The sequence below is a fragment of the Ochrobactrum sp. SSR genome (assembly GCF_030067775.1).
GTDB lineage: Bacteria > Pseudomonadota > Alphaproteobacteria > Rhizobiales > Rhizobiaceae > Brucella > Brucella teleogrylli.
The window spans coordinates 189210-215056 of the sequence record NZ_CP125971.1; the positions used below are offsets into that span (position 1 = coordinate 189210).

Consider the following 25847-nt stretch of genomic DNA (forward strand, 5'->3'; position numbering starts at 1 on the left):
ATCTTAGCGAAGATTTGCACAAATTATGAGCCGGAAGGACGTTTCATGCACGAAATTACGCTTGATTCCTTTGATCGTGCAATCTTGCAAACATTGCAGCGCGATGCGTCCTTGACCAATGCGGAGCTTTCTGAACTGGTCAATCTGTCACAATCCCAATGCTCGCGTCGCCGCACGCGGCTGGAGCAGGAAGGCATCATTCAGGGCTATTCTGCGAGGCTTGATGCGGCACAGCTGGGCTACGGATTGCGCGCCATCACACGCGTCAATCTATCGACCCATAACGAACGCACCGATGAATCCTTCGTCAGCTTTCTGACCCGACATGAAGAAGTGCGCGAAGCCTATTCGGTTTCCGGCGATGCGGATTATGTGCTGATTATTGTCGCCAAGGACCTTTCCGCCTTTGCCGATTTCATTCATCTCGTGCTGCTACCCCATCCGCAGGTCGCCCGCGTGCAATCCGAAATCGCGTTGCGCACGATGAAATCCGAGACCGGCCTGCCCATCAGCTAGGCAAACCAGAGTTGCCAGTCCATTGGATGTGGTGGCCAGCACTTGGAGCCGTCGCGGTCGGCATCGGAGGGTTGATCGATCCGCATGTTCTCGGTGCAGGCTATGCCAGCATCCAACAATTGCTGGATGGTTCCATGACCATGAAGGCAATCGCATTGCTGTTGGTGGTCAAGGCGGCAGTTTGGTTGATTGCGCTTGGCTCCGGCACGTCAGGCGGCGTCCTCGCCCCGCTTCTTCTGCTTGGCGGTGCACTGGGTGGACTGATTGAGCAGTTCCTGTCTGGCGGCGCAGGCTTCTGGGCCATGATCGGCATGGCCGGTATATTAAGCGGCGCAATGCGCGCGCCACTGACGAGCACCATCTTCGCGGTCGAACTGACCGGTCATTTCGTCGCCCTGCCCGAGACCATTGCCGCGTCAGTGTCAGCCTATGCCGTCAGCGTCCTCATTCTCAACCGCTCCATTCTGACAGAGAAAATTGCGCGCCGCGGACGCCATATCTTGCAGTAATATTCGGTAGACCCGTTTGCATTTCTACAGGCTGCGCACGTCATGACGCCTGCGCCGGAATGTCTGTCGGGAAAACAGCCGATTGACGAGACGATTGCATTTTTCACGAAAGACGCACACCACAGAGCGTATCCTGTTCTGAGCGATGACGGGCGCTTGCTCAGTCTTGTTTCCAGATCGGAAGTTCTGCAATGGCAGGTGTCGGGCGCTCCGGTGGCCGCATCGCTTGCCGAAACCCTCTCCGACGCCTCGCAACCCACAGCCTTCACCTCGACGTCGCTTGGCGAGGTCGCCGATCTGATGGTTATGAGCGGCATTCCACGCATTCCCATTCTCGTCCCGCAGTCACACAAAGTCGTCGGTCTGGTCTCGCGGCAGGATTTGCTCAAAGCACGCATTCAGCATAGCAATATCGAGATGGTTCGAACGCGCTGAGTATCGATAACCCGGTGGACTATCTGTAAATTTCAGGCTTGTAGCGACTGCCCAAGCGATAGCGATCACCCGCATAGATCAGCTTGTTGACGGTCGCGACCGTCTCTCTGGTCCATGTGCGACGGTCGAGGTGGAGGCAGGCTGCATTGACCTCGATTTGCAACAAGTCGGCAATCTGCGCATTCGCAGTCACCGCTGAGATCACCTGTTCGACTTCCGTCATCGGTGTGCTTTTCTGCAGATAATCATAGGTCGTCATGGTGCGGAAATCTTGCAGTTCATAATCCTGCACCAGTTGCGTGTTGACGAAGCGTTCTTCCAGTTGCACGGGCACATCGTTTTCGAAATGTACGATGATTGAATGCGCGACAGCTATCGGGCTTTGCAGTTCGAACGCGTTCAGCAGCGCCGCATCCGGCTGCACAATATCGAGCGCCACCACCTGCGCGCGATGCGTCGCGCCCCGCGCCGCAATCTCGTTGGCAATGTTCACCACTTCGATCAACGTCGTTTCGGGCTTAGGCGGTGAAACGAATGTACCAACACCTTGAATACGCTTCAAAATGCCTTGATCGGTCAGCTCGCGCAGCGCCCTGTTGACGGTCATGCGGGAGATGCCAAGCGCCTCTACAAGCTCATGCTCGGATGGCAGGCGAAAATTGCCAGGCCAGCGTCCTGACCGAATATTTTCGAGAACCTGGGCCTTCACCTTCTCGTAAAGGGGCCCTGCCGTTTCGGGCAATTCCATCGCCGAACGATGATCCGCATCCGATTTACCGGCAGAGCTCATGACGCGACTATGCTCCTATCCGTATGATCGTTTTCAGTCCTTCGGCCTGGCCCGCCAGCAAGCGGTCATAAGCCTCCGGCACTTCATCAAGTGAAATCTCGCGGTCGATCAGTTTCACCAACGATGCCTCCAGTTCTGGCAGCAAAGCCGCTATTTCCTGAAGTTCGTCCTGATAGGCATGACAACCGATCAGACTGATTTCCCGCTCAACCAGAATATTTGGATCAAGCTCGATCTTGCCGTGCGAAATCCCGACGAGCGCCAGAGAACCACCACCGGACAGGACATCGATGATCGCGTTCAAAACGGCGATATTGCCCGTCGCATCAATGGCATAACGCAAGGTTTTACCTGAAAGCGCACGCTCCAGAGCAGGCTTGTCGAGTTCCACCTTGATTGCGCCGGTTACTCTCGAAACCAGTTCAACGCGCTGTTCATTACGATCACAGACCAACACCGGCCCGTCGTGCAAACGGGAAAGCAATAAAGCCACAAGCCCGCCAATCGGTCCACACCCCACAACCAGAACTGCCTCGCCGGACGGCACACGCTGCTTGCGAATGGCATGCAACGCAACCGAAAGCGGCTCGCCCATCGCGGCGACAACCGGGTTGATGTCGGGAGCATAATGGACAAGGAGCCGCGCAGGTAGCGCCGTCTCCTCAGCGAAGCCACCATCGCAGACTTCACCGATAAAACCGAGAGTGGAACAGACATTGTGTCGACCGCTCGCACAAGCCGGGCATTCGCCGCACCAATATCTGGAATCGGCAATGACCGTATCGCCCGGCTTGAACCCGCTCACACCTGTTCCAGTCTCGGTCACGACGCCAGCAAATTCATGCCCCGCAACCGAAGGCGAACGGCTGATCCACTGGCCGGTGGAGAAATTGTGCAGGTCAGAACCACAAATTCCCGCAGCGGAAACCTTCAGCCGGACCCAGCCCGGCTCAAGCACCGTTGGCGGGTCGATATTTTCGACCCGCAGATCCTTGGACGCATAAAGCCGGACCGCTTTCATTGCGCGCACTTTCTTAAAGATAGTCTTTGCGGATTTCCGAAACGGCATTTTCGTGAGACGAGAAGCCTTCATAACGGGCGAGCGTGCGGGCGTGCTTGGCGAATTCCGGATAAGCGGAAGCCGTCACATAGCCGATGGAACAACGCTTGACGAAATCGGTCACAGAAAGCGGGCCATAGGTGCGCGCCCAGCGGCTGGTTGGCAGCACGGCATTGGGTCCGAGGCCGAAATTACCGATAACCACCGGCGTATGCGGCCCCATGAGGATTTCCGCAGCCTCGGTAATGTGGCCAAGATGCGCAAACGGGTCGGTCGAAAGAAGCTCCAGATGTTCGGGCGCGTAATCATTGATGAAGCGATAGCTTTCCTCGACCGATGAGGTCAGGACGATACCACCATATTTGCCGGTCAGAACGGTCTTGGAAAAACCAACCCGCTGCTCCGTCATGCGTGCCCAATGATCCGGCAGAGCGGCTAGCGCTTCTTCCACCACACGACGGCTATGCGTAACAAGCCATGCAGATGAATCCGGACCGTGCTCGGCTTCGATCAAAAGGTCGAGCGCGGCCAGACCGCCCTTGACGGTATCGTCGGCGAAAATCACTGCTTCGGAAGGACCTGCGGGGAGACCCGGATCGATGACACCACCAAGGAGGCGCTTCGCGGCGACAACCCATGGACTACCCGGACCAACGATTTTAAGCGCAGGTTTCACGGTCTCCGTTCCATAAGCAACCGCTGCAACGGCCTGCGCGCCGCCAACCTTATAGACGGTTTCGACACCGGCCAGACGTGCAGCGACGAGCGTGGCGGCATCGACCGAGCCATCCGGCGTCGGCGGGGTAACGATCGCCAGTTCCGGCACACCGGCAACCACAGCAGGCACTGCGGTCATCATGGTGACAGACGGAAATGCGCCCTTCCCGCGCGGGATGTAGAGCGCTACCGAACGGATGGGCGTAAAGCGGTCGCCAGCATAGGCGCCGGGACGCATTTCCTTCAGCCACATCGCTTCCGGCTTCTGCTCTTCATGGAAGTGACGGATATTGTCGATGCCGAATTGAATGGCTTCGATCACATCTTTTTCGACCTTGTCGAAAGCAGCGTCAAATTCCGCCTCGGTTGCCTTGATGTTGGCAGGATCGACTTCGGCCTTGTCGAAATCACGTGCAAACCGCACCAATGCGGCGTCGCCATCCGTGCGAACGGCTTCGATGATCGGTTTCACTTTCTCGATAAAGCCTGAGAGATCGGTTTCCGAACGCTTCAAAAGCTCCGCGCGCTTGGCGTCGTCCAGCTTTGCCAGTTCGTGAAAGGTTATATCGGACATAGTCGGCTCCTTGCTCGCTGCGTTGGGGACGCAGCTGATCATTTCGATTTCAGGAAAATGTCGAGCCCGACCAGACGGTCGAGCAGGAAGATAGCAAACGCGGCGCAGGCGATGAAAACCACAGAAATCGCTGCGAGGTCAGGCGTGATGATGGATCGGATCGAATTGTAAATCTGCACCGGCAGGGTGACGATACGGGCGTCAACCAGAAGCAGGCTCACCAGAAATTCGTTGAGCGCCAGAATGAACATCAGCAGCGATCCGCTGATTACACCCGGCACTACGACCGGGAGCGTCACAAAGAAAAATGTCGATATCGGCCCTGCGCCGCAATTTGCGGCGGCCAGTTCAAGGTCAGCATCGAGATTGGCCGCACTTGCCGTCACAGCCCAGATCATGAAAGGCAGATTGATGACGCAGGCTGCAATCCCGACTGGCCAAAGTTGACCCAGAATACCGGCATTCCCGAAGACCAGCATCAGGCCGATACCAGAACCGATCAGCGGGATCGTGAAGGGCAACAGCAGATAGATCTGGATCGTCTTTTCAAAGCGCACCGCATATTTGGCCAGTGCGATACCGGCCAGCGTTCCGACAGGAATAGCGACGATGGTACAGATGAAGGACACGTAGAGGGAACGCAGGAATGCATCCCACAAATCGCTTGTCCCGACGATCTTCTGATACCATTTCAAGGAAAACCCTTCGGGCGGGAAGGTGATCATATTGCCCGACGTGAAGGACGCTCCAAGAACCACGATTGTTGGTGCAGAGAGAAGCACCAGCACCGCAATTACAAAGGTCCAGATAACGACAGACTTGGACAATGGAGCGGTCATTTGCGCGCCCTCCCCATGGCGAGCGTTCCCGCACCGAACAGGGTAAAGACGATCCCGACAAGAATGGAACCGACACCGACCAGAAGCAGCGCCAAAGTCGCGCCCAGCCCCTGATCGGATGTGCGGAAGAACTGGTCATAAATGGCGTTGGCGATAAAGTCCTGAGAGCCGCCACCAAGGATTGCCGGAATGGCAAAATCGGTCAGCGAAAGCGTCATCACCACCAGCCCCGCGCCAATCAGGCCGGGACGCGCCATGGGCAGCACAACATGCGCAAATGTCCGCATCCAGTTCGCACCAAGCGAACTTGCCGCCGCTTCCATTTCTTCTGGTATGGCCGTCAGCGCCGGCGCCAGCATCAGGACCGCGAATGGCAGCATATATTGCACAAGTCCGAACAGAACTGCCGGATAGTTATAAAGCAGGCGCAAGGGTGGGATACCGACGAGACCGAGCGCCTCGTTCACCATGCCCTGATTGCCCAGAATGATGAGCCAACCATAAGCGCGGACCACCTGCCCGATGAAGAATGGCAGGAAAAGCGCTATCAGCAGGAATTTACGCAAGGCCGCCGAAGGCGTTCTGACCATCAGATAGGCATAGGGAAACGCCAGAATGAGCGTGAAAAGTGTAACGACGAGAGATCCCAGAAGGCTGCGCCAGGCGACTGTCGCAAAGAGGGATTCCGTCAGGGCGCGCTTGTAGTTGGCGAGCGTGTAATAGTCCGACATCAGGAAGGTTGACGTGTCGAGCGTACGCAGGCTGGTGTCTGCTATCTGGATCAGGCCGAGCACCAGCAAGCCCACCAACACGATGGCCGGAAACAGCATCAGATAGGGCACAGCACGGTTAAACCGCGCGGGCCATATAAAGGCTGCAATTGCTTCCAGCGCATCCATGATACGCCAAACCACCGGATAGGCAGAGCGTGCCGCTCGCATGTTTCAATTCCTGAATATTTGCCTTGAGATATCGGGCATGGGGATCGCCCTTTTCGGGCGATCCTTGTTGTCTATCGAGCTGGATCAGCCCTGCATGATCGCTTTGAACTTGGAGAACCACTCGCTCTCGTTCTCAACCTGTACCTTGGCCGAGATGCGGATGAGATGCTTGAAATCCTCGTCCTTGGTCGGATAAGCCGGATCGTTCACCAGATCGGCGGGCGGCGTCAGACCCGGCACCACACCCGGCAGGCCGAGGCCGTCGAGCCAGACCTGCTGCGCATCCTTGGTCAGAGCGAAGTTGATATATTCCTTGGCCCAGTAGAGCTCGTTTTCCGGCAGACCCTTTGGAATCCACAAACCATCGGTGTCGAACTTCGCGCCTTCTTCAGGCACGGTCCAGTCGATCTTGACGCCGTTCTTCTGGGCTTCGCGCGCATTGGTCGAAATGGTGCAGGCGAGATCGATTTCACCCTTCTGGAACCAGGTGGTGAAATCCGGGTCTTCACCGAGCAGAGGCTGCTGCTGCTTCACCTTGGCGATGAAATCCCAGGCTGCCTGCATATTGCCCGGAATGTCTTCCAGCTTGCCGCCCCCGGCAACCTGTGCCGGGAAGTGGAAACCAATGCCGTCATTGTAAAGCGCGATGCGTCCCTTGAACTTCGGATCAAGCAGAGCATGCCACGACTTCGGCGGGCCATCCGGGAATGCTTCCGGGCGATAAGCCAGCACATAGACATAGCCATAGGTATTGACGATCGGATAACCGTCGAGGCCGACCGGCTTGGCAAGATCGGTAGTGTTTTTCAGATTGGACAGGTCCGACAGATCTTCCGTCACGCCACGCAATGCCGATTTGGTTGCATTGGTCGTCGTATCCCAGTTGACATGGATCGGCGGAATACGCTTCTGCGCTACCGCTGCCCAAAGCTTCGGCTGAATTTCATTGTCTTCCGTCAGATCGTGGCGGATTGAAATGCCGGTCTTCGCCGTAAATGGATCGGAAACGCCCGCCTTCAGCGCATCGACCCAGCTGCCGCCCCAGGCGCGCACGATGAGTTCTTTCGGCTTTGCAGGCTCTTCCGCGAAAGCGCGGGAAAGGCCAAGCGAGGTGGTTCCGGCAGCAGCGGCCATAGCGCCTGCGCTTTGCAGGAAGCGGCGGCGGTCGAGTATCAAAAAAGGCTTCTTCACAGCGCTCATAATGTTCTCTCCTCTAGGGTTTTGTCTGTAATCTGGTGTTCAGTTCATGCTGCAAAAACGATGAGATCGCGTGCATTCCAGCCGAGCGTGACGGTCGCGCCTTCTTCAAACTGGCTGTGTCCGACCGGATCGTGATCGAACACGCGCATCAAGGCATCGCCCAGCGCCGGTACGCGCACTTCATACACAATGCGCTCGCCTTCAAAGATTGCGTCGGTGACAACACCTTCAAGCGTGGTATCCAGCCCGGCAGCACCTTCAGCATTTGAACCGATACGGATTTGTTCGGCGCGAATGGCACAAGAAACACCATCGCCTGCGGCAACTGGCTTTTGACCGTCACCCAATATACCAACAAGCTTCGGCCCCGCATCCACCTGCACGATACTGCCGTCCACGGACGCAGCTTTCCCGGTGATGAAATTGGTAACCCCGATGAAATTCGCGACAAAAGCGTTGGACGGGTTGCGATAGGTTTCCGACGGCCTTGCCATCTGTTGTATTTCACCGCCATCCATAACGATGATTTCATCCGACACGACCAGTGCTTCACGCTGGTCATGGGTGACGTTGATCGTGGTGACACCCAGTTCGCGCTGGATGCGGCGAAATTCAAGCTGCATTTCTTCACGAAGCTTGCGGTCAAGCGCGGCCAGCGGTTCATCAAGCAGCAGAAGATCAGGCTCGAACACCAAGGCTCTGGCAATGGCGACGCGCTGTTGCTGGCCGCCGGAGAGCTCATGAACGCGTCTGTTGCCGAGCCCGCCCAAACGAACCAGATCGAGATAGCGCTCGACCCTTTCCGGGATAGTCCGGGCATCGAAACGGCGCATCTTTAGCGGAAAAGCCACATTTTCCGCTGCTGTCATGTGCGGAAACAGGGCAAGTTTCTGGAACACCATGCCGATCGAACGCTTATGCGACGGAACTGCACTGACCGCCTGGCCATTGATGAAAATTTCGCCGACACTTGGGCGTTGAAAACCTGCGATCAGCCGCAGGAGGGTTGTTTTGCCCGAACCAGATGGCCCGAGAATGGTCAGGAAACGTCCCTGATCAAGATCGAATGAAGCCGACCGAACGGCATGAAAGCCGTTATAGATCATGCTGACATTCTTGGCCGAGACGGCAGCCGGTCCGATCTTGGCATTGGGGCCAGTTCCGTTTCCGGTGGATTCCATTGATGTTTCCCGTTTCATTCAGAAGCGTTTGAAAACGCCGGTCGTAAGTGTCTCAAGTCAGTTTCGGGGAGCCGAAACGTTAGATCGATGCCAGATAGCCGCCGTCGATGGGGATAACCTGACCCGTTATATAAGCGGATGCGGTGCTCGCCAGAAACACCACCGCGCCTGCAACATCATCCATGCGACCGAACCGCCCCTGGGGGATTTTATCCAGCATGGACTTTTGCCATTCTTCATTTTCATAGAAAACGTCCGTCATCGACGTGCGGAAATAGCCGGGCGCGATACCATTGACGCGAATGCCGTGCGGCGCCCATTCCGTTGCAAGCGCGTGCGTCATCCCCATGAGGCCAGACTTCGACGAGCCATAAGGTGCCGCTGTCGGTACGCCAACATAGGAGGTGAGCGAACAAAGATTGATGATTGCGCCGCCGCTTTTGGTATCCGTCATGTGACGCGCCGCGGCCTGAGCGCAAAAGAATGCGCCCTTCAGATTGGTCGAGACAATGCGGTCCCACAGCGCTTCGTCAACATCGAGCGAAGGCCGTATTTCTTCATAACCGGCATTATTGACGAGAATATCGAGACCGCCCAGTTTGGCGGCGGCTTGTGCAGTCACGTCTGCGCAGGCCTCAACGGCCCGCACATCAAGGGAAAGCGGCATGCAGGCGCGCCCAAGAGCGGCGATGCGAGAGGCCGTTTCGGTCAGATCGTCGGACTTGCGCGCTGTTATGGCAACGTCGGCCCCTGCCGATGCCAGAGCCTCGGCAATAGCCTGTCCCAGCCCCCGGCTCGCGCCAGTGACCAGCGCCTTACGCCCGCTAAGGTCGAAAAGCGATAAAACCTGCATCATGTTCCCCTATGGACCCTGCCTGAACAAAACATCGCCAGAACTTCTAACCATTCTGCGGGTAATGTTTAGCAATTTTTTATGGTCTCCCCGACATAAAGGCATCTTTTTCGGAACTTGTCTATACATATATATACAAAATAGGAGTTTAGTCTTAGAACGTTCTTTAGCAAGGCGCGCCGCATCCAAGAGCGCGCCATGAGAGGAGAACGAGAAATGACCGATGATCAAACAGCGCTCAACAGTCTGATTCGTCCAGAGATACGCGCCCTTAGCCCTTATAATGCCGGGCTGACCATTGCCGAAGTCGAACATCGCTATCATCCGGCACAAATCGCAAAGCTCGGTTCGAACGAGAACCCTTTGGGTCCTTCCCCGAAAATAGAAGAACTCTTCGCCTCCGTGCACGACCTGCTGAGGCTTTATCCTGACCCGTCCGGTCGCGCTCTGGCGCTCGAAATAGCGCAGGAATTTCAGTTGCCGGAGAATCGGGTTATCTTGGGCAACGGATCGGAAGACCTGATCGGGGTCATCTGCCGATCTGTGCTTCGCCCCGGTGATCGCGTCGTCACGCTTTACCCATCCTTCCCTTTGCATGAAGACTATTCGACGCTCATGGGAGCTGTGGTCGAGCGGGTCGAGGTAAAACAATCACTGGAGGTCGATGTCGATGCTCTGGTGGCCGCCGTTGCAAAAGACCCGCGGCTTGTCATGTTCGCAAATCCGCTCAACCCGGTCGGAAGCTGGCTCGATCCGAAAGCGCTACAGCGGGTTATAAATGCGACATCTCCAAACACTTTGCTTGTGCTCGACGAAGCCTATGCCGAATATGCGGCGGGGGATGATTATCCATCAGCCATAGACCTGTTACGCGGCACCGACCTTAACTGGATCGTGCTTCGAACATTCTCCAAAGCCTATGGGCTGGCAGGCGCACGTCTTGGCTTCGGCCTCACAAGCGACAGCACCTTGCGCGGTTATCTTGACCGCGCCCGCACGCCCTTCAACGCCAATGCGATTGCACAGGCGACTGGATTGATCGCCCGGCGTGACAGCGAACATCTTGCGGCAGGTGTAGCTCTTGCTTTGCGTGAGCGGGCCCGTGTGGCTGATTTCCTCGGCACGCGGCAAATCCGGTTCGCTCCGTCAAAAGGCAATTTCCTGTTCATAGACGTCAAGACGGATTCCGTTGCTTTCGCCGAGAAGCTTTTACGCGACGGCGTCATCGTCAAACCATGGAAACAACAGGGATACACGAATTTTATTCGCGTCAGCATCGGCAGCCCGGAAGAGAACGACCACTTCATGCGTTCGTTTGCGCAAATATTCGATGGACAATGAACCGATATTTCTACTGAAAGCAAAACAGGCGACCTAATTACGGTCGCCTGTTTTTTTAAGTGTTATGCCTTGCCGAGACGCCTGCGCAATTCCGCATTTTCCGCTCGAAGTTTTGCTGCCAATTCCTTGCGCAGCTTGAGGTTTTCCGCTTCCAACGCCAGCAGCGCTTTCAAATCGTCACCTGCAGAAGGAGTGGCAGCGGCTGGGGCTACGGACTTACCAGCAGCGTTCTTCCAGTTGTAATAGGTCTGCTCGCTGACGCCTTCATGCTGCAATACAGCTTTCAGCGTAGCTTTGCCGTTCTCGGTGGCCTTCGCAACTGCTGCAAGAATGGCAGCCCGTTCCGCTGGTGTGTATCTCTTACGAACAGCCGGAGCGGTAACAGCAGCCTCCTTTGCAACTGGTTTCACGACAGCTGCTTTTGGTTCAGCCTTCTTGCGCGGCGCACGGGTGGTCGGCTTGGCGCGCGCCGGTTTTGCTTTCTTGACGAAATATGGTTCGAGATTGGCGCGAACGCGGTCCAGCACCGTCTGGCCGGTCAGATCGGGCACAAAAGTCTTGCCGGTGATCTGTTCGTAGGCCTGAATATAGACCTTCGAGGTCTGCTCGATGAGTTCAAGCGGAATTTCCGGGATCGGGTCGTTATAAGGATCACAACGCTCGGTGACCCAGGCGCGCACGAAATCCTTATCGAAGCTCGCCGGGCGGGTTCCCGCAGCGAAGCTCTCTTCATAGCTGTCGGCAATCCAATAGCGGCTTGAATCCGGCGTATGAATTTCATCCGCGAGAATGATGCGGCCGCTTGCGTCTGTTCCAAACTCATATTTGGTGTCGACAAGGATCAATCCATGTTCCGCAGCGCGCGCCTGTCCACGCTCGAAAAGCGCCAGCGCATAACGGGACACGGTTTCCCATTGTTCTGCGGTCAGCAAACCTTGTTCAAGGATTTCCTCACCGGAAAGGGGCTCATCATGTCCGCCGTCGAAAGCCTTGCTTGTCGGCGTGATGATCGGATGAGGCAGCTTTTCATTGTCCTTCAGACCATCGGGCAGTGTGACGCCATACATCTGGCGCTCGCCTTTGCGGTACTTCGTGAGGATCGACGTGCTGGTCGTACCCGCCAGATAGCCGCGCACAACGACTTCAACCGGCAGAATGTCCAACCGTCTGCCAATGACGACATTCGGGTCTGGATAAGCTAGAACATGGTTCGGGCAAATATCCGCCGTTTCCTCGAACCAATAGGACGCGGTCTGCGTCAAAACCTGACCTTTGAACGGGATCGATGTCAGGATGACGTCGAAGGCACTCAGCCGGTCGGTAGAGATGATGATACGGCTGCCGTCCGGTAGATCGTAATTCTCACGAACCTTGCCGTTGTAGCGGTTCGGCAGTTCAGGGATATCGGCGCTGGGGAGAATGCGCAAAGTGCTCATTGGCAGAGGCTTCCGCTGTTGGTTCCGTCTGCCCTTTCGCTTAAACGTGCAGGTGGTTGCCCGTCAAGGATGAAGTCGCCCCTATATATCCAACTCAGCACTTTGCGCTTGGATGCGCTTGATCGCCCTGAATGCGCTCGCCCCAGTCCCGCATGCTGATCAAGATGGGCGCAAGAGAATGACCAAGGCCCGTCAGCTCATATTCCACCTTCGGCGGCACTTCCGGAAAGACAGTGCGGTTTATGATCCCGTCAGCCTCCAACTCCCGGAGCTGCAAAGTCAACATCCTTGGTGTCGCTGCTGGAACGAGCCTGCAAAGTGCGTTGAAGCGCAGCTTTCCTTTCAGCAAATGAAAAAGGATTACCGGTTTCCAAACACCACCGATGACTGAAAGCGTTGCTTCCACCGCGCAGCCTGTTTTGCTGACGTTTCGGCGCTTGCCGCGTGTCCTGACACTATCATCCATGATACTACATGCCAAATTTGTACGTACTTTTTCAAAGGTCAATATAGGCCTATTTGTTCGGCATTAAAGGAGACAATGCCGTGCAAAGTTACATTCTGACCGGAAATGAAAATCTACGCCTGAGGCTGGTTGAGAAACAGGACCGCAAGCCAGGGCGCGGAGAGATTGCAGTCGATTTGCGTGCTGCGTCACTAAACTATCGCGATCTTATCGTCGCGAAGCGTACCAAGGACAGCATTCCTTTGTCCGATGGAGCCGGCGTGGTATCGGCTATCGGACAAGGCGTGACAGATTACGCTATCGGTGATCGTGTGGTCATCGGTTTTATGCCTGAATGGGTTGAAGGCCCCTTCTCCGAGGTGAAGAAGGCTGCAAGCCTTGGCGGCAATACCGTCGATGGTGTGTTGAGTGAGCGTATCGTCGTACCGGCAACCGGGGTCGTACGGATACCGGACCCCATGACATTTGAAGAAGCCTCAACGCTTCCCTGCGCAGGCGTTACGGCATGGTCCGCGCTTTTTGAAAGACGACCTTTAGAGCCAGGCGAAACCGTCCTGCTGCTCGGTACGGGCGGCGTGGCGATCTTCGCCTTGCAGCTTGCAAAAATGGCGGGCGCTCGGGTCATCATTACATCGAGTTCCGACGAAAAGCTGGAACGTGCCAGAAAGCTCGGTGCTGACCACGTCATCAACTATAAGGCACATCCCGATTGGGAAAATGAAGTCCTGCGGCTAACGGGGAATGTGGGCGTTGATCTGGCTGTCGATTCAGCAGGTCCGGCCACGCTGAACAAGACCCTCAAGGCAACACGCTTTGATGGACGCATATCGCTTATGGGCGTCTTGACCGGGTTTAACGGTTCCATCGAAACTGCTGCAATCCTTGAAAAGAGGATCACCTTGCAGGGCATTTATGTCGGCCCGGTTTCCACGCTTGCATCCCTTGTTCGTACCGGCATCAAACCGCAGATCGACAAGATCTATCCATTCGGTGAGGCCGAGAATGCTTATAACGCGCTTCAAAGCGCCGGACATTTCGGAAAACTGGTCGTCAAGATCGGACAGTAGTGCTGCGGCCATTTAAGCCGGAATGGTCAGAGGTAATATTCACCATCACCCCTATGCGCGATTTGCCGCATAGGGGTGATGACTATTATCGACTATTTCGCCGCCGCCTTAGCGCCAGCCAGCATATCCGAGAGATTGGCAACGATCCCCGCCGCCTCAATCTGCAGAACGTCCTTGGCGCTCTTGCGGGTTTTCTCAATGGCGATATCTGCGCTCAGGCTTCGCTCGTTCGACTGAAGACCGTCATCCGGACTGTTGTTGAAGCCATCATCGGATTTTTTGCGGGCTTTCAGACGGTTTTCTTCCGCCGTCATTTCGTTGCGGCGTTCCGTTTCATTGAGAGAAAGCTCCGCCTTTTCGCGCTGTGCTTTCAACACCGCAATGTCATCCACAAACTGCTGGAACTCAGGATTATCCTTTACGCGGGCGTCGTGAAGGTTTTGCAGCTGAGGCAAGAGTGGCTTGATATCGCCGGAACGCTTGTATTTTGCCGGTTTGACTTCGCTCCACGGCAAGGCATTGTCGAAGCTCGACTCGCCAACAGTCTTCAGATCAAAGAGCCCGGGCAGGCTGATATCCGGCGTTACGCCACGCAGCTGCGTCGTGCCTCCGTTCACGCGGAAGAACTGGGCGATCGTCAGCTTAAGCTCACCGAATTTTGGCTCTGGATTGTGCGCCACCTCGTCAAGATTGACCACGGTCTGTACCGTGCCCTTGCCGAAACTCGGTTCTCCGATAATCACGCCCCGACCATAATCCTGTATCGCCGCCGCAAAAATCTCGGACGCCGACGCCGACCCACGATTGATCAGCACGCCGAGCGGCCCCTGCCAGGCAGGCGTCGACCGATCATCACTTTCAACCTTGACCTTGCCATTGGCATTACGCTGCTGGACGACCGGACCTTTTCCAACGAAAAGACCGGTCAGATCAATTGCTTCCGACAACGAGCCGCCGCCATTGTTACGGAGATCGAACAGGATGCCATCGACATTGTCCTGCTTCAGTTCGGTAATGAGCTTGGCGACATCGCGGCTGGCGCTGCGATAATCCTTGTCGCCTTTTCTGCGCGCTTCGATATCTTCATAGAAGGCAGGCAAGGTGATAACGCCGATCTTGCGCGTGGCATTGCCATCCTTGACCTCAAGCACCGATTTCTGCGCAGCCTGTTTTTCCAGGCTGATCTTGTCGCGAACCAGACTGATGATCTGGTGCTTCGCGTCCGGTCCTGCATTGGCAGGCAGAATATCCAGGCGCACCACCGAGCCTTTGGCGCCACGGATCAGCTGTACAACTTCATCAAGACGCTGGCCAACCACTTCCTTCATCGGTCCGGTCTCGTCTTGACCGACACCCGTAATGCGATCACCGACTGCGATTTTACCCGACACCTGAGCCGGGCCACCGGCCACAAGCTCTCGGATCGTGATGTAGTCGTCCCGTTCCTGCAAAACCGCGCCGATACCGACGAGAGAAAGCTTCATCGATATATCGAACTCGGCAGAAGCACTGGCGCCGAAATAATCCGTATGGGGGTCAACCGAGGTTGTATAGGCGGCCATGAACATCTGGAAAACATCGTCGCTCTTGTATTTGTAAATACGTTCAAGCGAATTCTGATAGCGCTTTTCCAGCGTTTCGCGGATCGAGGCATCATCCTTGCCAGCCAGCTTCAGGCGCAGCCAGTCATTCTTGACGCGTTTTCGCCAAAGGTCCTTGCTTTCCTCATCCGTTGCAGGCCAAGGTGCCTTGTCCCGCATCAGCGGATAGCTCTCCTGCTCATTGAAATCGAACTTCGTGTTCAACAGGCTGCGCGCATAGGCCATGCGGTCGGTAATGCGCTTTTCATAAACATTGAAGATGGAAAACGGGATGCTCAGATTTTCCTGTTTGATCGCGTCGTCAATCTTGGTTTTGTCCGCCATAAACCCGTCAATGTCGGATTTAAGGAAGATCAGCCGGTCCGGGTCCAACGATTTGATAAACCGGTCCATAATTTTGGCAGACAGAGCATCGTTGAGTGGCACTGGCTTATAATGAAAACGCGACAAAAATTCAGAGGTCAGGCGCGCGGCCTGAACCTGCTGCGGCAGCGGCTTGAGGTCCGGCGGTGTACCAGCCTCGAAAGCAAGTGCAAGTGGAACGGTTGCCAGAAGGAGGCAAAGAGAAGCAAATTTTAGGCGTTTCAAGTGTTGCCCCGTTGTTCAGCGCGAAATGTACGTACCGATCTATGTGAAGCAATTATGGTTTTTTGGCAACCGCGCTTCCCTCAATAGCGGGGTGCGGCCAAGGTCTTTCACGCCAATCAGTAACGAATGTACATATTTCTGTGAGGCAAATCCCCGTCCGGCGACTATGCTTTCGCTACGCGCATTTGGGGAAGCCCCGGTAAAGCAGGTCAAATTGGGTTCAACACTTATCTTGATACGTACGGCTCACTGTCCGACCGCCTGATCATCGACGGCGGCGGGGCATCTGGTTCCACTCGGTTGGAGGTGACGAATGCGGGCAGGCAAGGCGCCATCACCACTGGAAGTGGTAATCTTATGGTCGATACAGCCAATGACGGAACGAAGGGAGACCGGCGCGATCCATCTCGCGGGTCCAGCCGTGGCTGGCCCTTACGAATACTCGCTTTATCGCGGCAGTATTGACGCTTCCGCTCAAGAGAACTGGTATCTCCGATCCGAGCTTACGCCCGTACCCCCCACACCACCAACTCCTCCCCACCAACACCGCCTGTTTCACCCGTCCAACCAATCCCGAACCCAACACCTGATTACGGACCAGAAGTGTTCCTTTATGCTGCAATACTTTCGATGGGAGCCATTTATGGCAGGCAGTTGATCGGCTCATTCCCTGAGCGTGTCGGCGAAGAAGAGTAACTCAAAGACCGCAAACCTGGTACAACATGACAACCAGCTCAAACCGGGCGACGGAATTTGGCTTCCCTGATCAAGATGTCAAAGGCTTCGGTATGGCAATGTCAGCTACAGCACGACCTTTGATGCCGACAATTATGCCTGGAATGGAAAGCTCGGCGTGCGCGTGAACTGGTAGGCGACAGTGTTGGCCATAGCTGAACCGGCTTAGCTGTCCAGCATTTCTGATGGAGCAGGCGCCCCAAGCTGGGCACCTTTCCATATTGCAGACGCACCGGGATCGGAGAACAGCAGGCGCAAATGCCCGATGAGCTGCCCGGCGCGCGGGTCCGCTACGCGATAGACGACCGCGCGCGCTTCGCGCCTGCCTTCGATAATACCAGCCTCGCGCAACTCCCCAAGCTGCTGTGACAGGGTCGGCTGGTGAACATCCAGCACGTCTTCCAATTCGCTTACCGTGCGCTCGCCTTCCAGCAAGACGCACAGGATCGAAAGCCGCACGGGATTGGATATGGCTTTCAGAAAATCAGACGCTGCGCCGACCGCCCGACATTTCACCTTGGGCACATGGGCTTTTGGAGTGGCTTTCTCGTTCATGATCGTCGCGCCTTGCCATTCAATCTCAAAAATAGAGCAAACACGGAATGGTTTTCCAAGTTTCGCCGAAGGTTTAATCAAGCCTTCCTTCGGTGCCTGCCTGAATCCCATTATATAAATTTATATAACGAATTTGCAACCGGACCCCGTTTTCATGGCATTCAAGATCGGCTTTCACCCCAATAATCTGCATCTGACGCTCGCGTCGCGCTGGCCTGGGGCTTTTGCCGATTTCAAGCCGGAATTCGTGCCTTATCCAGAAGGCCGTGACACCGCCCAGCAGCTTATTGCCGGCAATATCGACATTGGTGGCACGGGGTCCACGCCGCCCATTCTTGCAGCGGATAGCGGGCTGCCTGTGACATATGCCGCAGCGTCTGCACCACGGCCTGCCAATGGTGCGATACTGGTTGCCAAGGATACTGATATCCAGACCGTCGCCGACCTGAAAGGGCGCGATATTGCGCTCGTCGATGGCTCCTTTCACACTTATTTTCTGGCAAAAAGTCTGGAGCAAGTCGGGCTTCGTCTTGATGACGTGAAACGCCATGATCTTCTGGCGAGCCCTTCGCGTGAACTTCTCCGCACAGGCAAAGTGGCGGCGTGGATTGCCATGGCGCCGCATCTCGAACAGGCACTCGCCAGTGGAGAATTCCATGTCTTGCTGCATTGCGGCACCACAATTCCCAATCGCTCGGTGTTCTGGACGATCGGACAGCGCAATCTGCCGGACGATGTGATTGATGCGTTTGCGGTGGAACTGGCCCGGATCGGTCGTGAGATTATCGCGCATCCTGAACAGGCCGCAGCCCTGCTCGCCAAGGACGCCGACGACAATGAGCGGCGCGCCTGGACGCGGGTGATCCAGGAACGCAACTGGCACATCATGCCAGCTGACGACACGCTTTTGCGCGAACAGCAGGCGGAGGCAGACATACTGCTTCGCCATGCTGCGATCAGCCGCAGACTAGAAATTATAGCAGAGCATAACGAGGCAGAAACAGCATGAATGTCCTTTGGTACATGTGCGCGCCAGACGGCGCTTATCCCTGGAAACCCGAGGGCTCACGCGTCGTCGATTACGGCTACTACAAGCAGCTTGCACAGGCCTATGACCATCTGGGTTATACCGGCGCGCTTTTGCCACCGGCGCTCATGATGTGTGGCCGCTGGCTGGAGCCCTTCTGCCCTATACGGAGCGCATGAAGTTTCTGCTGGCCTTCCATCCGGGTCTGGTAGCGCCAACGCTGCTTGCCAAGATGGCAGCGACATTTCAGGAGTTTTCCAATGGCAGGCTGATGCTGAATGTCGTTTCCGGCGATGCCAAGATGCTTGGCGCTTATGGCATGATGTTGCCGCATGACGAACGCTATCTGATGGCCGACGAGTACCTGACGCTGTGGCATCGTCTTATGGCAGGTGAAAGCGTCACCCATAACGGCAAATATTTCCAGACTGAAGGCGCAAAACTGGCCCTTCCTGCCGGTTCGTCGATTGCCCCACCGCCACTATGGTTTGGCGGATCGTCGGACAGCGCAATCGAAGTCGCGGCAAAGCATGTCGATACCTATCTTTCGTGGGGAGAAACGCCCGAACAGATGGGCGAGAAGGTCAAGCAAGTCAAAGCGCGCGCCGCAGCGCATGGGCGCGAACTGAAATACGGTATCCGTCTTTATGTAATCGTGCGCTCGACTGACGCAAAGGCCTGGGAAGCAGCAGCCGACCTTTACGACCAGATGGATGAAGCGGCCATGGCGGGCAACAAGCGCTTCGTTTCCAACACGGACTCTGTCGGCCAGCAGCGCATGACGGCAATGCATGGGGGCGTGAAACCCGACAATCTGCGCGACCTTGAAATCTCACCCAATCTCTGGGCGGGTATCGGTCTCGTCCGCCCCGGCCCCGGCACCGCAATCGTCGGCTCGCCCGACACGGTTATTCGCACACTTGAAGCTTATCAGGCCGTGGGCGTCGATACGTTCATCCTGTCGGGCATGCCACTGCTGGAGGAAGCCTATCGTTTCGGCGAAATGGTATTGCCGCGCCTTCCTGTCGAGCGGCCCGTCGCTGAGCGCAAGCAGTTTACATGGTCAACCCTGTTCGACCGGGATCTGACCGGAAAGGCCATCAATGGCTGATACGAGTGCTCTGGAGAAAGTGACAAACGTCGGTTCTCCTTCGGCTGGCATTGCCAATATACGTCCGCGCTTCCCGCAATGGATGCGCAGGCTTATATCGCCCATCGCCATCCTAATCTTGTGGCAACTGGCGAGCATGACGGGGCTTTTATCGGCCCGCACGCTGGCGTCGCCCGTCGACATCGCGGCAACCGGCCTGCGGCTGCTGGCTTCGGGTGAACTTGCGACAGGGTTGGCCGTGTCGTTCCTCCGCGTCATTGCAGGCTTCTCCATCGCGCTTGTCGTAGGCGTCGCACTGGCACTTTTCGCCGGGCTTTCCAAGCTCGGTGAAACCATCATCGATCCGCCGGTACAGATGCTGAAGGCAATGCCTTTTCTGGGGCTTCTTCCGCTCTTCATCCTTTGGTACGGTATAGGTGAAGCACCAAAGATCGGCATGGTTGCCTTTGGCTCCGTCTTCCCGATCTATCTGACACTGCATGGCGGCATTCGCGGCGTTGATCGCAAGCTGATCGAAGCTGGACGCACCCTCAATCTCAGCACGCTCGAAATCATTCGGCATGTCGTGATCCCCAGCGCTCTGCCTTCGTTGCTCGTCGGCGTACGCTATGGATTGAGCATCGCATGGCTTAGCCTCGTGGTGGCAGAACAGATCAATGCCTCCAGTGGCATAGGTTATATCATCACTTATGCACGCGATTTCCTGCAAACCGACGTCATCGTGATCTGCCTGCTGGTCTACGCGCTCATGGGGCTGCTCACTGACGGGCTGGTTCGCGCAATCGAGGCCTATGCCCTGCGCTGGCGCCCTGCGGTGATATCATGAGCGACATCGTAAAAATTCATGGCTTGTCGCGGTCCTTCGGCGGACCGGCAATTCTTGATGGTATCGATCTAAGCATCGCGCCGGGGGAATTCGTAGCCCTGCTTGGCAGAAGCGGCTCAGGAAAATCCACGCTTTTGCGCGTGCTTGCGGGGCTCGACGAAGCTCCCGCAAGCGTGCTGGAAATTCCCCAACGCCGTGCCGTCGTGTTTCAGGAGCCTCGGCTGATGCCGTGGAAAAGTGTGATCGACAATGTTGCGCTCGGTGTGCCGAACGCCTGCAACAGCGGCAAGGCCGCGCAAGCGCTGGCCGATGTCGGTCTGTCGCACAGGATCAATGCATGGCCTCTGACATTATCTGGTGGTGAAGCACAGCGGGCGGCCTTGGCGCGGGCGCTGGTGCGAGAACCGGAACTGCTTTTGCTGGACGAGCCATTTGCCGCACTCGATGCGCTAACGCGTCTTCGCATGCACGATCTGGTGTTCAACCTCTGGCGCAAGCACAAGCCAGCAACCTTGCTAGTGACGCATGATGTGTGGGAGGCTGTCGCTTTGGCCGACCGCATTCTCGTTCTGGATCAGGGGCGTTTCAGTCACGATCTGCGTGTCGATATCGATCACCCTCGACAGAGAACAGATAAACGCGCTGCCGCTATCGAAACCGAATTGCTGGAAGCGCTGGGCGTCCGGCATTCCGTCCTGCACCCTTAAAAGCGGAGATATTCAATGAAAAGACTTCAAATTCTGGCCGCCCTTACCGGTGCGGCAATGACACTTGCGAGCACAGCGGCGTTCGCCGCCGATCAGGTTGTGCGCATTGGCTGGCTTCGCGGCCCCAACGACATAACACTGGCCAAATCACGCGGCACACTGGAACAAGCCCTCGCGGAAAAAGGCATTAAGGTGGAATGGGCTGGCCCATTTCCGGCTGCGGCCCCAGCCTTTGAAGCACTGAATGCGGGCAGCATCGATATTACAGCAGGCAGTTCGACATCGGCCATCGCAGCGCTGGCGGCAAATATTCCGCTGACGATCTTCGGCTATCAGAAAATGTCGCCGGGATCGGAAGGAATTGTTGCCAAGAAAGATGCTGGCATCACGTCGATCAAGGATTTGGCAGGCAAGAAGGTTGCTGTCAACCGCGGCGGTACGGGCGAATATCTGCTGATGCAAGGGCTGGAGACAAACGGTATCGATCCGAAAAGCGTCGAGCGCGTCTATCTTAGCCCAAGCGACAGCGGCCCAAGCTTCGTGCAAGGCCATGTCGACGCCTGGGCGACATGGGACCCTTTGTGGCAATCGCCGAAAAGTCCTATGGCGGTCAGGTGATTGCGGATGGCGCTGCCATTGGTTCCGACAATGCGGTCGTTCTGATTTCAAGCCGAGAATTTGCTGAAAAGAAAGCCGACGAGCTGCAAGCGATTTTCGATGTTCTGAAGAAAGACAATGCCTGGGCCGTGGCGAACAAGGCGGACGCTGGCGCCATCTGGGCCAAAGAAATGAATATACCCGCTGAACTGGGGCAAGTGATCGGTGAGAACAATGCCGTTCCGACGACCGCCGTTACCGCAGCAGATGTCGAGCAGATTGGGAAAATTGCCTATTGGTATGCCAAGAGCGGTATCATTCCCCAAAAGCCCGATATCAAGGCAGCTGTTGTCGAGCTGAAATAATCAACACGATTCCGCCTGCATCGGTTTTTCAAAACGGATGCAGGCGATGCTTTGGTTTTGCCAAATGATGCGCTTGACGGTAGAAGCTCTTCAAAGCCAGCCGGAGCATCCCTTGAAAACCATCGCAGTTGATTTTGAAACGGCCAATGAACAGCGCGGAAGCGCCTGTTCAGTTGGATTGGCATGGATTGAAGATGGCCGCGTTGTGCGCGTTGAAGAGCGCCTTATCCGACCGAAGGATATGCGGTTTTCCTCATTCAATATCGCCATTCACGGCATTCGCCCCGAGCATGTCGAAGATGCCGGAGAGTTTCCCGAAGTCATGGATGAGTTCGCAGATGACTTCGCGGGCGCGACGATGATCGCCCACAATGCTGCTTTCGATTTCAGCGTCTGGCGCGCATGCCTCGACCAATATCGGCAAAGCTACCCGGAGTTTCAGTATCTGTGTTCGGTAAAAATGGCGCAGAAGGTCTGGCCGGACCTCGGCTCCCACAAGTTAAATGTTTTGGCTTCGTATCTCGGTCTCACCTTCGCACACCATAATGCGGCGGAAGACGCGGCCATCTGCGCCGAAGCCACAATCTCCATTGCACGTTCGCTCGGTGCACAAGCCTTGCACGAGGTTCCGGCCATGATCGGCATGAAGCCTGGTCGCTTGTTCGCCGGTGGCTACGAGCCCTGCACTTGCCGAAAACGCTGAGTGCGCGCTACTTTAACGGCTTTTGTTAAAGTAGCGCGCGGTATTGTCACTGTATGAGGCGACCGCCATCAATGAGCGTTCATAATCCGTCGCACTATCAATTGAGTCTCTGTTCGGTCTCCGCATCAAAGAGATGGACATTCGCAGGATCGAGCATGACTTCGAACTCTTCGCCTGGCTGAACTTTATGACTGGGGGGCAAAGCGGCAACGAGCCTTTGTGGGCCAACGGTTCCCGTTACAATCAGCTCGGGGCCCGTGAGTTCGGCGATATCGCATTTCATGCGCAGAACGACGCTTTGATCTTTCCGCTCCCGCCCTATTGCTTCTGAACGAACCCCAAGCAAAATACGTCTGCCAGCCGCAATATTCGGTAGGTTGCCAATTGGAATGCTGGTGTCCGTACCGTCAATCGTCAGACGATCTCCGCTGAATGTGGCTTCCAGCATGTTCATTGGCGGCGCGCCGACGAATGTCGCCACATAAAGCGTGGCGGGCCGGTTATAGACATTTTCAGGCGTGTCCAGTTGCTCGATGCGCCCATTGCGCATGACCGCAATCCGCGTCGCCAATGTCATCGCCTCGATCTGATCGTGCGTGACGTAAACCATCGTGGTTTTCATCAACTGATGCAGTCGTTTCAACTCGGCACGCATTTCCATGCGCAGTTTTGCATCCAGATTGGACAATGGTTCATCGAAAAGGAACAGTTTGGGGTGACGCACCAATGCGCGACCGATTGCAACACGCTGACGCTGGCCACCGGAGAGCTGCGCGGGCTTTCGATCCAGCAGATTTTCAATCTGCAAAAGGCGCGCTGCTTCCAGCACGGCTTTATCCCGCTCCGCAGCTGGTACTTTGCGCATCTCAAGACCGAAGCCGATATTGCGCTTCACATTCAGATTTGGATAGAGCGCGTAGGACTGAAACACCATCGCCGTATCCCTGTCCTTGGGGTGTACGCCGACGATAGACCGCTCATCAATGCGAATGTCGCCGCTTGTCGGTTCGGCCAGGCCCGCGATCATGTTGAGCAATGTCGACTTGCCGGAACCGGAGGCACCTAACAGCACCAGAAACTCACCGCTGGCCAGTGACAGATCGATACCTTTGAGGATTTCGGTCGACCCGTAGCTCTTGCAAACATTGCTTATGGTCAGGGTGCTCATGCAAGCGCTCCTTCAGTATCCGACATATAGGCCCGCGGGCTTGTGGAAATAGCCTTCGAGGCGCTGCGTGTGGCGGCCTGCAAGCAGGCCTCAACCGAGCGTCCCTTGGCGAATGACGCAAGAAAAGCTGCGTTGAAAACATCGCCCGCACCGATTGTATCGATAACCGTTACCTGAGGCGCATTGACCGATATGACGCTGCCATCATGTCCAACCGCGAAGGCGCCATTCGGGCCGCATTTAACGATAAAAAAGGCCGCCATTCGGCATCGTCCGGCAGAGATTGTGCGCGGCCTCCACCGGATCGGCGGAGTTTCCAAGATTGATCGTCTCAACCTCGTTGAACATGACAAACTTGCTGCGTTTCAACCATGAAAGTGCGCGGCTTCGGTTCCGCTCCGTCCAGCCTTCGACCGGCCAGCCGGTATCAAGCGCCACCTCGATGTTGTGGCTGTCGGCCCAATCGAAAAACTGATCATATGCATCCGCCAGCCTGTCGGTCAGAAAACTTCCGCAAAGAAGGGCCAGTCCGCCGGACAAGGCCTCACCATCAAGTGCCGACAGGGCATCTTCAATTGAAAAATGCGGCAGATGACCGAGTGTCGTGAAGAAAGTCCGTTCTCCATCCGGATGCGTCAGGCCGACGGACAGAGTGGTTTTTCCAGCAAACACCGCCCATTGTCTGGCATGATCACCAAAATTCTCAGCGAGCCAGCGTCCAAACTGATCGGCGCCTGTATTCGCTGCCATTTGAAATGGAACTTCCAAAGCCATCAGTGCCAAAGCCGAGTTTCCCGCCGAACCGCCGACGCGCAACTCGTCATGGCTGACAATGTTCTCGGTGCCCGGTTGTGGCCAAGCCGAAGTCGGTCCCAGGATCATATCAACATTGACGTTGCCGATAATTGCAATTGGCCTCACTCATTCGCTCCGGGTGATTTTGGAAGAACGGACCGGCGTACCGGCATTCTCGACACGTTGGTCGGCAAAGGCCATCATGAGCCGTTGCGCAGCTGGCAGGATCGTGAAAATGGCGCCAAGTCCGCTTGCTGCGGGAAACGAAATCGTTACAGCACCCGGAACAGGTGCCTCACCGGAGGCGTCAAACACTACCAGTTTGGCTCCCGTTTCAGCAACAGACTGTCCCATCGCCGTCACCAGCGGTGCGGTCGCATCGTTGCCCTTGAAGAGGATAACTGCAACCTTTGGTGAGAGCATTTCCATCGGCCCGTGACGCAGTTGGCCACCCTCCAGCGAATAGCTCGGCACGCGCGAAAGCTCGGTAAACCCAAGAGCAATGGCTTCTGCTACCCCCTGCAGACAGCGCCCCGAGGTTACAATCGTGTTGACATCAGCGATGCAATCAAGCGCTGCATCAATCGCCACAGTTTGGGGGGAATTCAACACGTTGAGTGCGGCTCGCGGATCGTCACCGAGTGCCGCCAATATGGCCAGATGCAGAGCGAAACTAATCGTCAGGCTACGGGTTGCTGCAAATGCAAGCTCCCCGCCGCCATGCCCCACCAGGCAGTCGACTTTGCTGGCGAGAAACGACCCAGCATCAAGCGTCAAACCGAATATATCGGCCTGCCCCTTTTTCTCGGCGAACCACCGTACAACTTCCGCACTTTCACCAGACTGAGATGTGACCAGAACCGTTTTGCCTTCAATGGGTAAGGAAGCGCCAAGCTGCTCTGAAATCGGTATGGCAACTGCATCGATATTATGGGCGCGATAAAGCGGTTCCACCGCACGACCGACCGCATGTGACCCGCCCATCCCCAGCAGGAGCAGCTTGCCGGTTTTACGTAAACTCCCGGCGATCTTCTCTGCCAGTTCGCGATTATTCTCGAAGGAAATCAGAGCATCGCTAGACTGGCGTGCCATCTCTTTATCGATTGCGACAAGTCCTTCAGGACGCTGCTTTTGCGTGTTCATC

General features: G+C 56.0%; 26 protein-coding genes and 3 pseudogenes. 13 read left to right on the forward strand and 16 right to left on the reverse strand.

What is annotated here, in order from left to right; genetic code table 11:
• The first annotated feature begins 45 nt into the window (after positions 1-45).
• The 3 genes from QLQ11_RS18330 to QLQ11_RS18340 are packed head-to-tail and all read left to right on the forward strand — an operon-like array spanning position 46 to position 1460.
• Complete coding sequence (locus QLQ11_RS18330) at positions 46-516, forward strand: Lrp/AsnC family transcriptional regulator (RefSeq protein WP_121537799.1); 471 nt, start codon at positions 46-48, stop codon at positions 514-516.
• A gap of 11 nt (positions 517-527) precedes the next feature.
• The gene (locus tag QLQ11_RS18335) at positions 528-1025 is read left to right on the forward strand and encodes a chloride channel protein (RefSeq protein WP_283735261.1); all 498 of its coding nucleotides are present in this window, start codon (positions 528-530) and stop codon (positions 1023-1025) included.
• A gap of 42 nt (positions 1026-1067) precedes the next feature.
• Positions 1068-1460, forward strand: a complete 393-nt coding sequence (locus tag QLQ11_RS18340; RefSeq protein WP_283735260.1) for a CBS domain-containing protein — start codon at positions 1068-1070, stop codon at positions 1458-1460.
• Positions 1461-1479: 19 nt separating this feature from the next.
• Here QLQ11_RS18340 and hutC read toward each other — a convergent pair whose 3' ends face one another.
• The 8 genes from hutC to QLQ11_RS18380 form a co-directional block, all read right to left on the reverse strand.
• Entirely contained in the window at positions 1480-2250 is a 771-nt protein-coding gene (gene hutC / locus QLQ11_RS18345; RefSeq protein WP_109366055.1) for a histidine utilization repressor, read from the reverse strand.
• Positions 2251-2257: 7 nt separating this feature from the next.
• Positions 2258-3271, reverse strand: a complete 1014-nt coding sequence (locus QLQ11_RS18350) for a zinc-binding dehydrogenase (RefSeq protein WP_121537797.1) — start codon at positions 3269-3271, stop codon at positions 2258-2260.
• A 13-nt stretch (positions 3272-3284) separates the two neighbouring features.
• The gene (hisD, locus tag QLQ11_RS18355) at positions 3285-4601 is read right to left on the reverse strand and encodes a histidinol dehydrogenase (protein WP_121537980.1); all 1317 of its coding nucleotides are present in this window, start codon (positions 4599-4601) and stop codon (positions 3285-3287) included.
• A 38-nt stretch (positions 4602-4639) separates the two neighbouring features.
• Complete coding sequence (locus QLQ11_RS18360; protein ID WP_283735259.1) at positions 4640-5440, reverse strand: ABC transporter permease; 801 nt, start codon at positions 5438-5440, stop codon at positions 4640-4642.
• Positions 5437-6381: an ABC transporter permease gene (locus QLQ11_RS18365; protein WP_283735258.1), complete on the reverse strand. Its 945-nt coding sequence runs from the start codon at positions 6379-6381 to the stop codon at positions 5437-5439. Before QLQ11_RS18365 ends, QLQ11_RS18360 begins: the two co-directional genes overlap by 4 nt.
• Before the next feature lie 84 nt (positions 6382-6465).
• Positions 6466-7581, reverse strand: coding sequence for an ABC transporter substrate-binding protein (locus QLQ11_RS18370; RefSeq protein ID WP_109366059.1), 1116 nt, complete (start codon positions 7579-7581; stop codon positions 6466-6468).
• A gap of 44 nt (positions 7582-7625) precedes the next feature.
• Positions 7626-8762, reverse strand: a complete 1137-nt coding sequence (locus QLQ11_RS18375; protein ID WP_171317691.1) for an ABC transporter ATP-binding protein — start codon at positions 8760-8762, stop codon at positions 7626-7628.
• Between the two features lie 79 nt (positions 8763-8841).
• Positions 8842-9615 (reverse strand): SDR family NAD(P)-dependent oxidoreductase, encoded by a 774-nt coding sequence (locus QLQ11_RS18380; RefSeq protein WP_283735745.1) that lies wholly within the window; start codon positions 9613-9615, stop codon positions 8842-8844.
• A 216-nt stretch (positions 9616-9831) separates the two neighbouring features.
• Between QLQ11_RS18380 and QLQ11_RS18385 the strand changes: the two genes are divergently transcribed.
• On the forward strand, positions 9832-10956 hold the full coding sequence (locus tag QLQ11_RS18385) for a histidinol-phosphate transaminase (protein ID WP_371836044.1): 1125 nt from the start codon (positions 9832-9834) through the stop codon (positions 10954-10956).
• Positions 10957-11018: 62 nt separating this feature from the next.
• On the opposite strand, the gene QLQ11_RS18390 is transcribed toward QLQ11_RS18385, so the two are convergent.
• From QLQ11_RS18390 to QLQ11_RS18400, 3 genes and pseudogenes are all read right to left on the reverse strand, one after another.
• A complete protein-coding gene (locus QLQ11_RS18390) occupies positions 11019-11366 on the reverse strand; it encodes a transposase (protein ID WP_283735743.1) in 348 nt (115 codons plus the stop codon).
• A 78-nt stretch (positions 11367-11444) separates the two neighbouring features.
• Positions 11445-12383: pseudogene (locus tag QLQ11_RS18395) on the reverse strand (phosphoribosylaminoimidazolesuccinocarboxamide synthase); the annotation flags it as partial.
• A 103-nt stretch (positions 12384-12486) separates the two neighbouring features.
• Positions 12487-12858: a helix-turn-helix domain-containing protein gene (locus QLQ11_RS18400; RefSeq protein ID WP_109366064.1), complete on the reverse strand. Its 372-nt coding sequence runs from the start codon at positions 12856-12858 to the stop codon at positions 12487-12489.
• Between the two features lie 80 nt (positions 12859-12938).
• Between QLQ11_RS18400 and QLQ11_RS18405 the strand changes: the two genes are divergently transcribed.
• Positions 12939-13925 carry an NAD(P)-dependent alcohol dehydrogenase gene (locus QLQ11_RS18405; RefSeq protein ID WP_283735257.1) on the forward strand — a complete coding sequence of 329 codons (987 nt, stop codon included), beginning with the start codon at positions 12939-12941 and terminating at the stop codon, positions 13923-13925.
• Between the two features lie 92 nt (positions 13926-14017).
• Here the strand turns inward: QLQ11_RS18405 and QLQ11_RS18410 are convergent, their stop codons facing one another.
• Positions 14018-16114, reverse strand: a complete 2097-nt coding sequence (locus QLQ11_RS18410; RefSeq protein ID WP_283735256.1) for a carboxy terminal-processing peptidase — start codon at positions 16112-16114, stop codon at positions 14018-14020.
• A 183-nt stretch (positions 16115-16297) separates the two neighbouring features.
• Here QLQ11_RS18410 and QLQ11_RS18415 point away from each other — a divergent pair, with 183 nt between their 5' ends.
• Positions 16298-16579: a hypothetical protein gene (locus QLQ11_RS18415; protein ID WP_371836081.1), complete on the forward strand. Its 282-nt coding sequence runs from the start codon at positions 16298-16300 to the stop codon at positions 16577-16579.
• A 435-nt stretch (positions 16580-17014) separates the two neighbouring features.
• Here QLQ11_RS18415 and QLQ11_RS18420 read toward each other — a convergent pair whose 3' ends face one another.
• Entirely contained in the window at positions 17015-17404 is a 390-nt protein-coding gene (locus QLQ11_RS18420) for a helix-turn-helix transcriptional regulator (protein WP_283735255.1), read from the reverse strand.
• A gap of 154 nt (positions 17405-17558) precedes the next feature.
• Between QLQ11_RS18420 and QLQ11_RS18425 the strand changes: the two genes are divergently transcribed.
• The 7 genes and pseudogenes from QLQ11_RS18425 to QLQ11_RS18455 all read left to right on the forward strand — a co-directional run bounded on the left by QLQ11_RS18425 (position 17559) and on the right by QLQ11_RS18455 (position 22740).
• Positions 17559-18413 carry an ABC transporter substrate-binding protein gene (locus QLQ11_RS18425; RefSeq protein ID WP_283735254.1) on the forward strand — a complete coding sequence of 285 codons (855 nt, stop codon included), beginning with the start codon at positions 17559-17561 and terminating at the stop codon, positions 18411-18413.
• Positions 18410-19542 (forward strand): annotated as a pseudogene (locus tag QLQ11_RS18430) (LLM class flavin-dependent oxidoreductase). The gene QLQ11_RS18425 and the pseudogene QLQ11_RS18430 overlap by 4 nt, the downstream one beginning before the upstream one ends.
• Positions 19535-20368, forward strand: coding sequence for an ABC transporter permease (locus QLQ11_RS18435; RefSeq protein WP_371836045.1), 834 nt, complete (start codon positions 19535-19537; stop codon positions 20366-20368). The pseudogene QLQ11_RS18430 and the gene QLQ11_RS18435 overlap by 8 nt, the downstream one beginning before the upstream one ends.
• Complete coding sequence (locus QLQ11_RS18440) at positions 20365-21075, forward strand: ABC transporter ATP-binding protein (protein WP_283735250.1); 711 nt, start codon at positions 20365-20367, stop codon at positions 21073-21075. The genes QLQ11_RS18435 and QLQ11_RS18440 overlap by 4 nt, the downstream gene beginning before the upstream one ends.
• 15 nt (positions 21076-21090) lie before the next feature.
• The gene (locus tag QLQ11_RS18445; RefSeq protein ID WP_371836046.1) at positions 21091-21693 is read left to right on the forward strand and encodes an ABC transporter substrate-binding protein; all 603 of its coding nucleotides are present in this window, start codon (positions 21091-21093) and stop codon (positions 21691-21693) included.
• The gene (locus QLQ11_RS18450) at positions 21657-22037 is read left to right on the forward strand and encodes a hypothetical protein (RefSeq protein WP_371836047.1); all 381 of its coding nucleotides are present in this window, start codon (positions 21657-21659) and stop codon (positions 22035-22037) included. The genes QLQ11_RS18445 and QLQ11_RS18450 overlap by 37 nt, the downstream gene beginning before the upstream one ends.
• A 112-nt stretch (positions 22038-22149) precedes the next feature.
• On the forward strand, positions 22150-22740 hold the full coding sequence (locus tag QLQ11_RS18455) for a 3'-5' exonuclease (RefSeq protein ID WP_121537976.1): 591 nt from the start codon (positions 22150-22152) through the stop codon (positions 22738-22740).
• A gap of 97 nt (positions 22741-22837) precedes the next feature.
• Here QLQ11_RS18455 and QLQ11_RS18460 read toward each other — a convergent pair whose 3' ends face one another.
• From QLQ11_RS18460 to QLQ11_RS18470, 3 genes and pseudogenes are all read right to left on the reverse strand, one after another.
• Positions 22838-23908, reverse strand: coding sequence for an ABC transporter ATP-binding protein (locus QLQ11_RS18460; RefSeq protein ID WP_121537773.1), 1071 nt, complete (start codon positions 23906-23908; stop codon positions 22838-22840).
• A pseudogene (locus QLQ11_RS18465) lies at positions 23905-24829 on the reverse strand (carbohydrate kinase family protein). The gene QLQ11_RS18460 and the pseudogene QLQ11_RS18465 overlap by 4 nt, the downstream one beginning before the upstream one ends.
• Entirely contained in the window at positions 24830-25846 is a 1017-nt protein-coding gene (locus QLQ11_RS18470; RefSeq protein ID WP_283735741.1) for an SIS domain-containing protein, read from the reverse strand.
• Between the last annotated feature and the right edge of the window lies 1 nt (position 25847).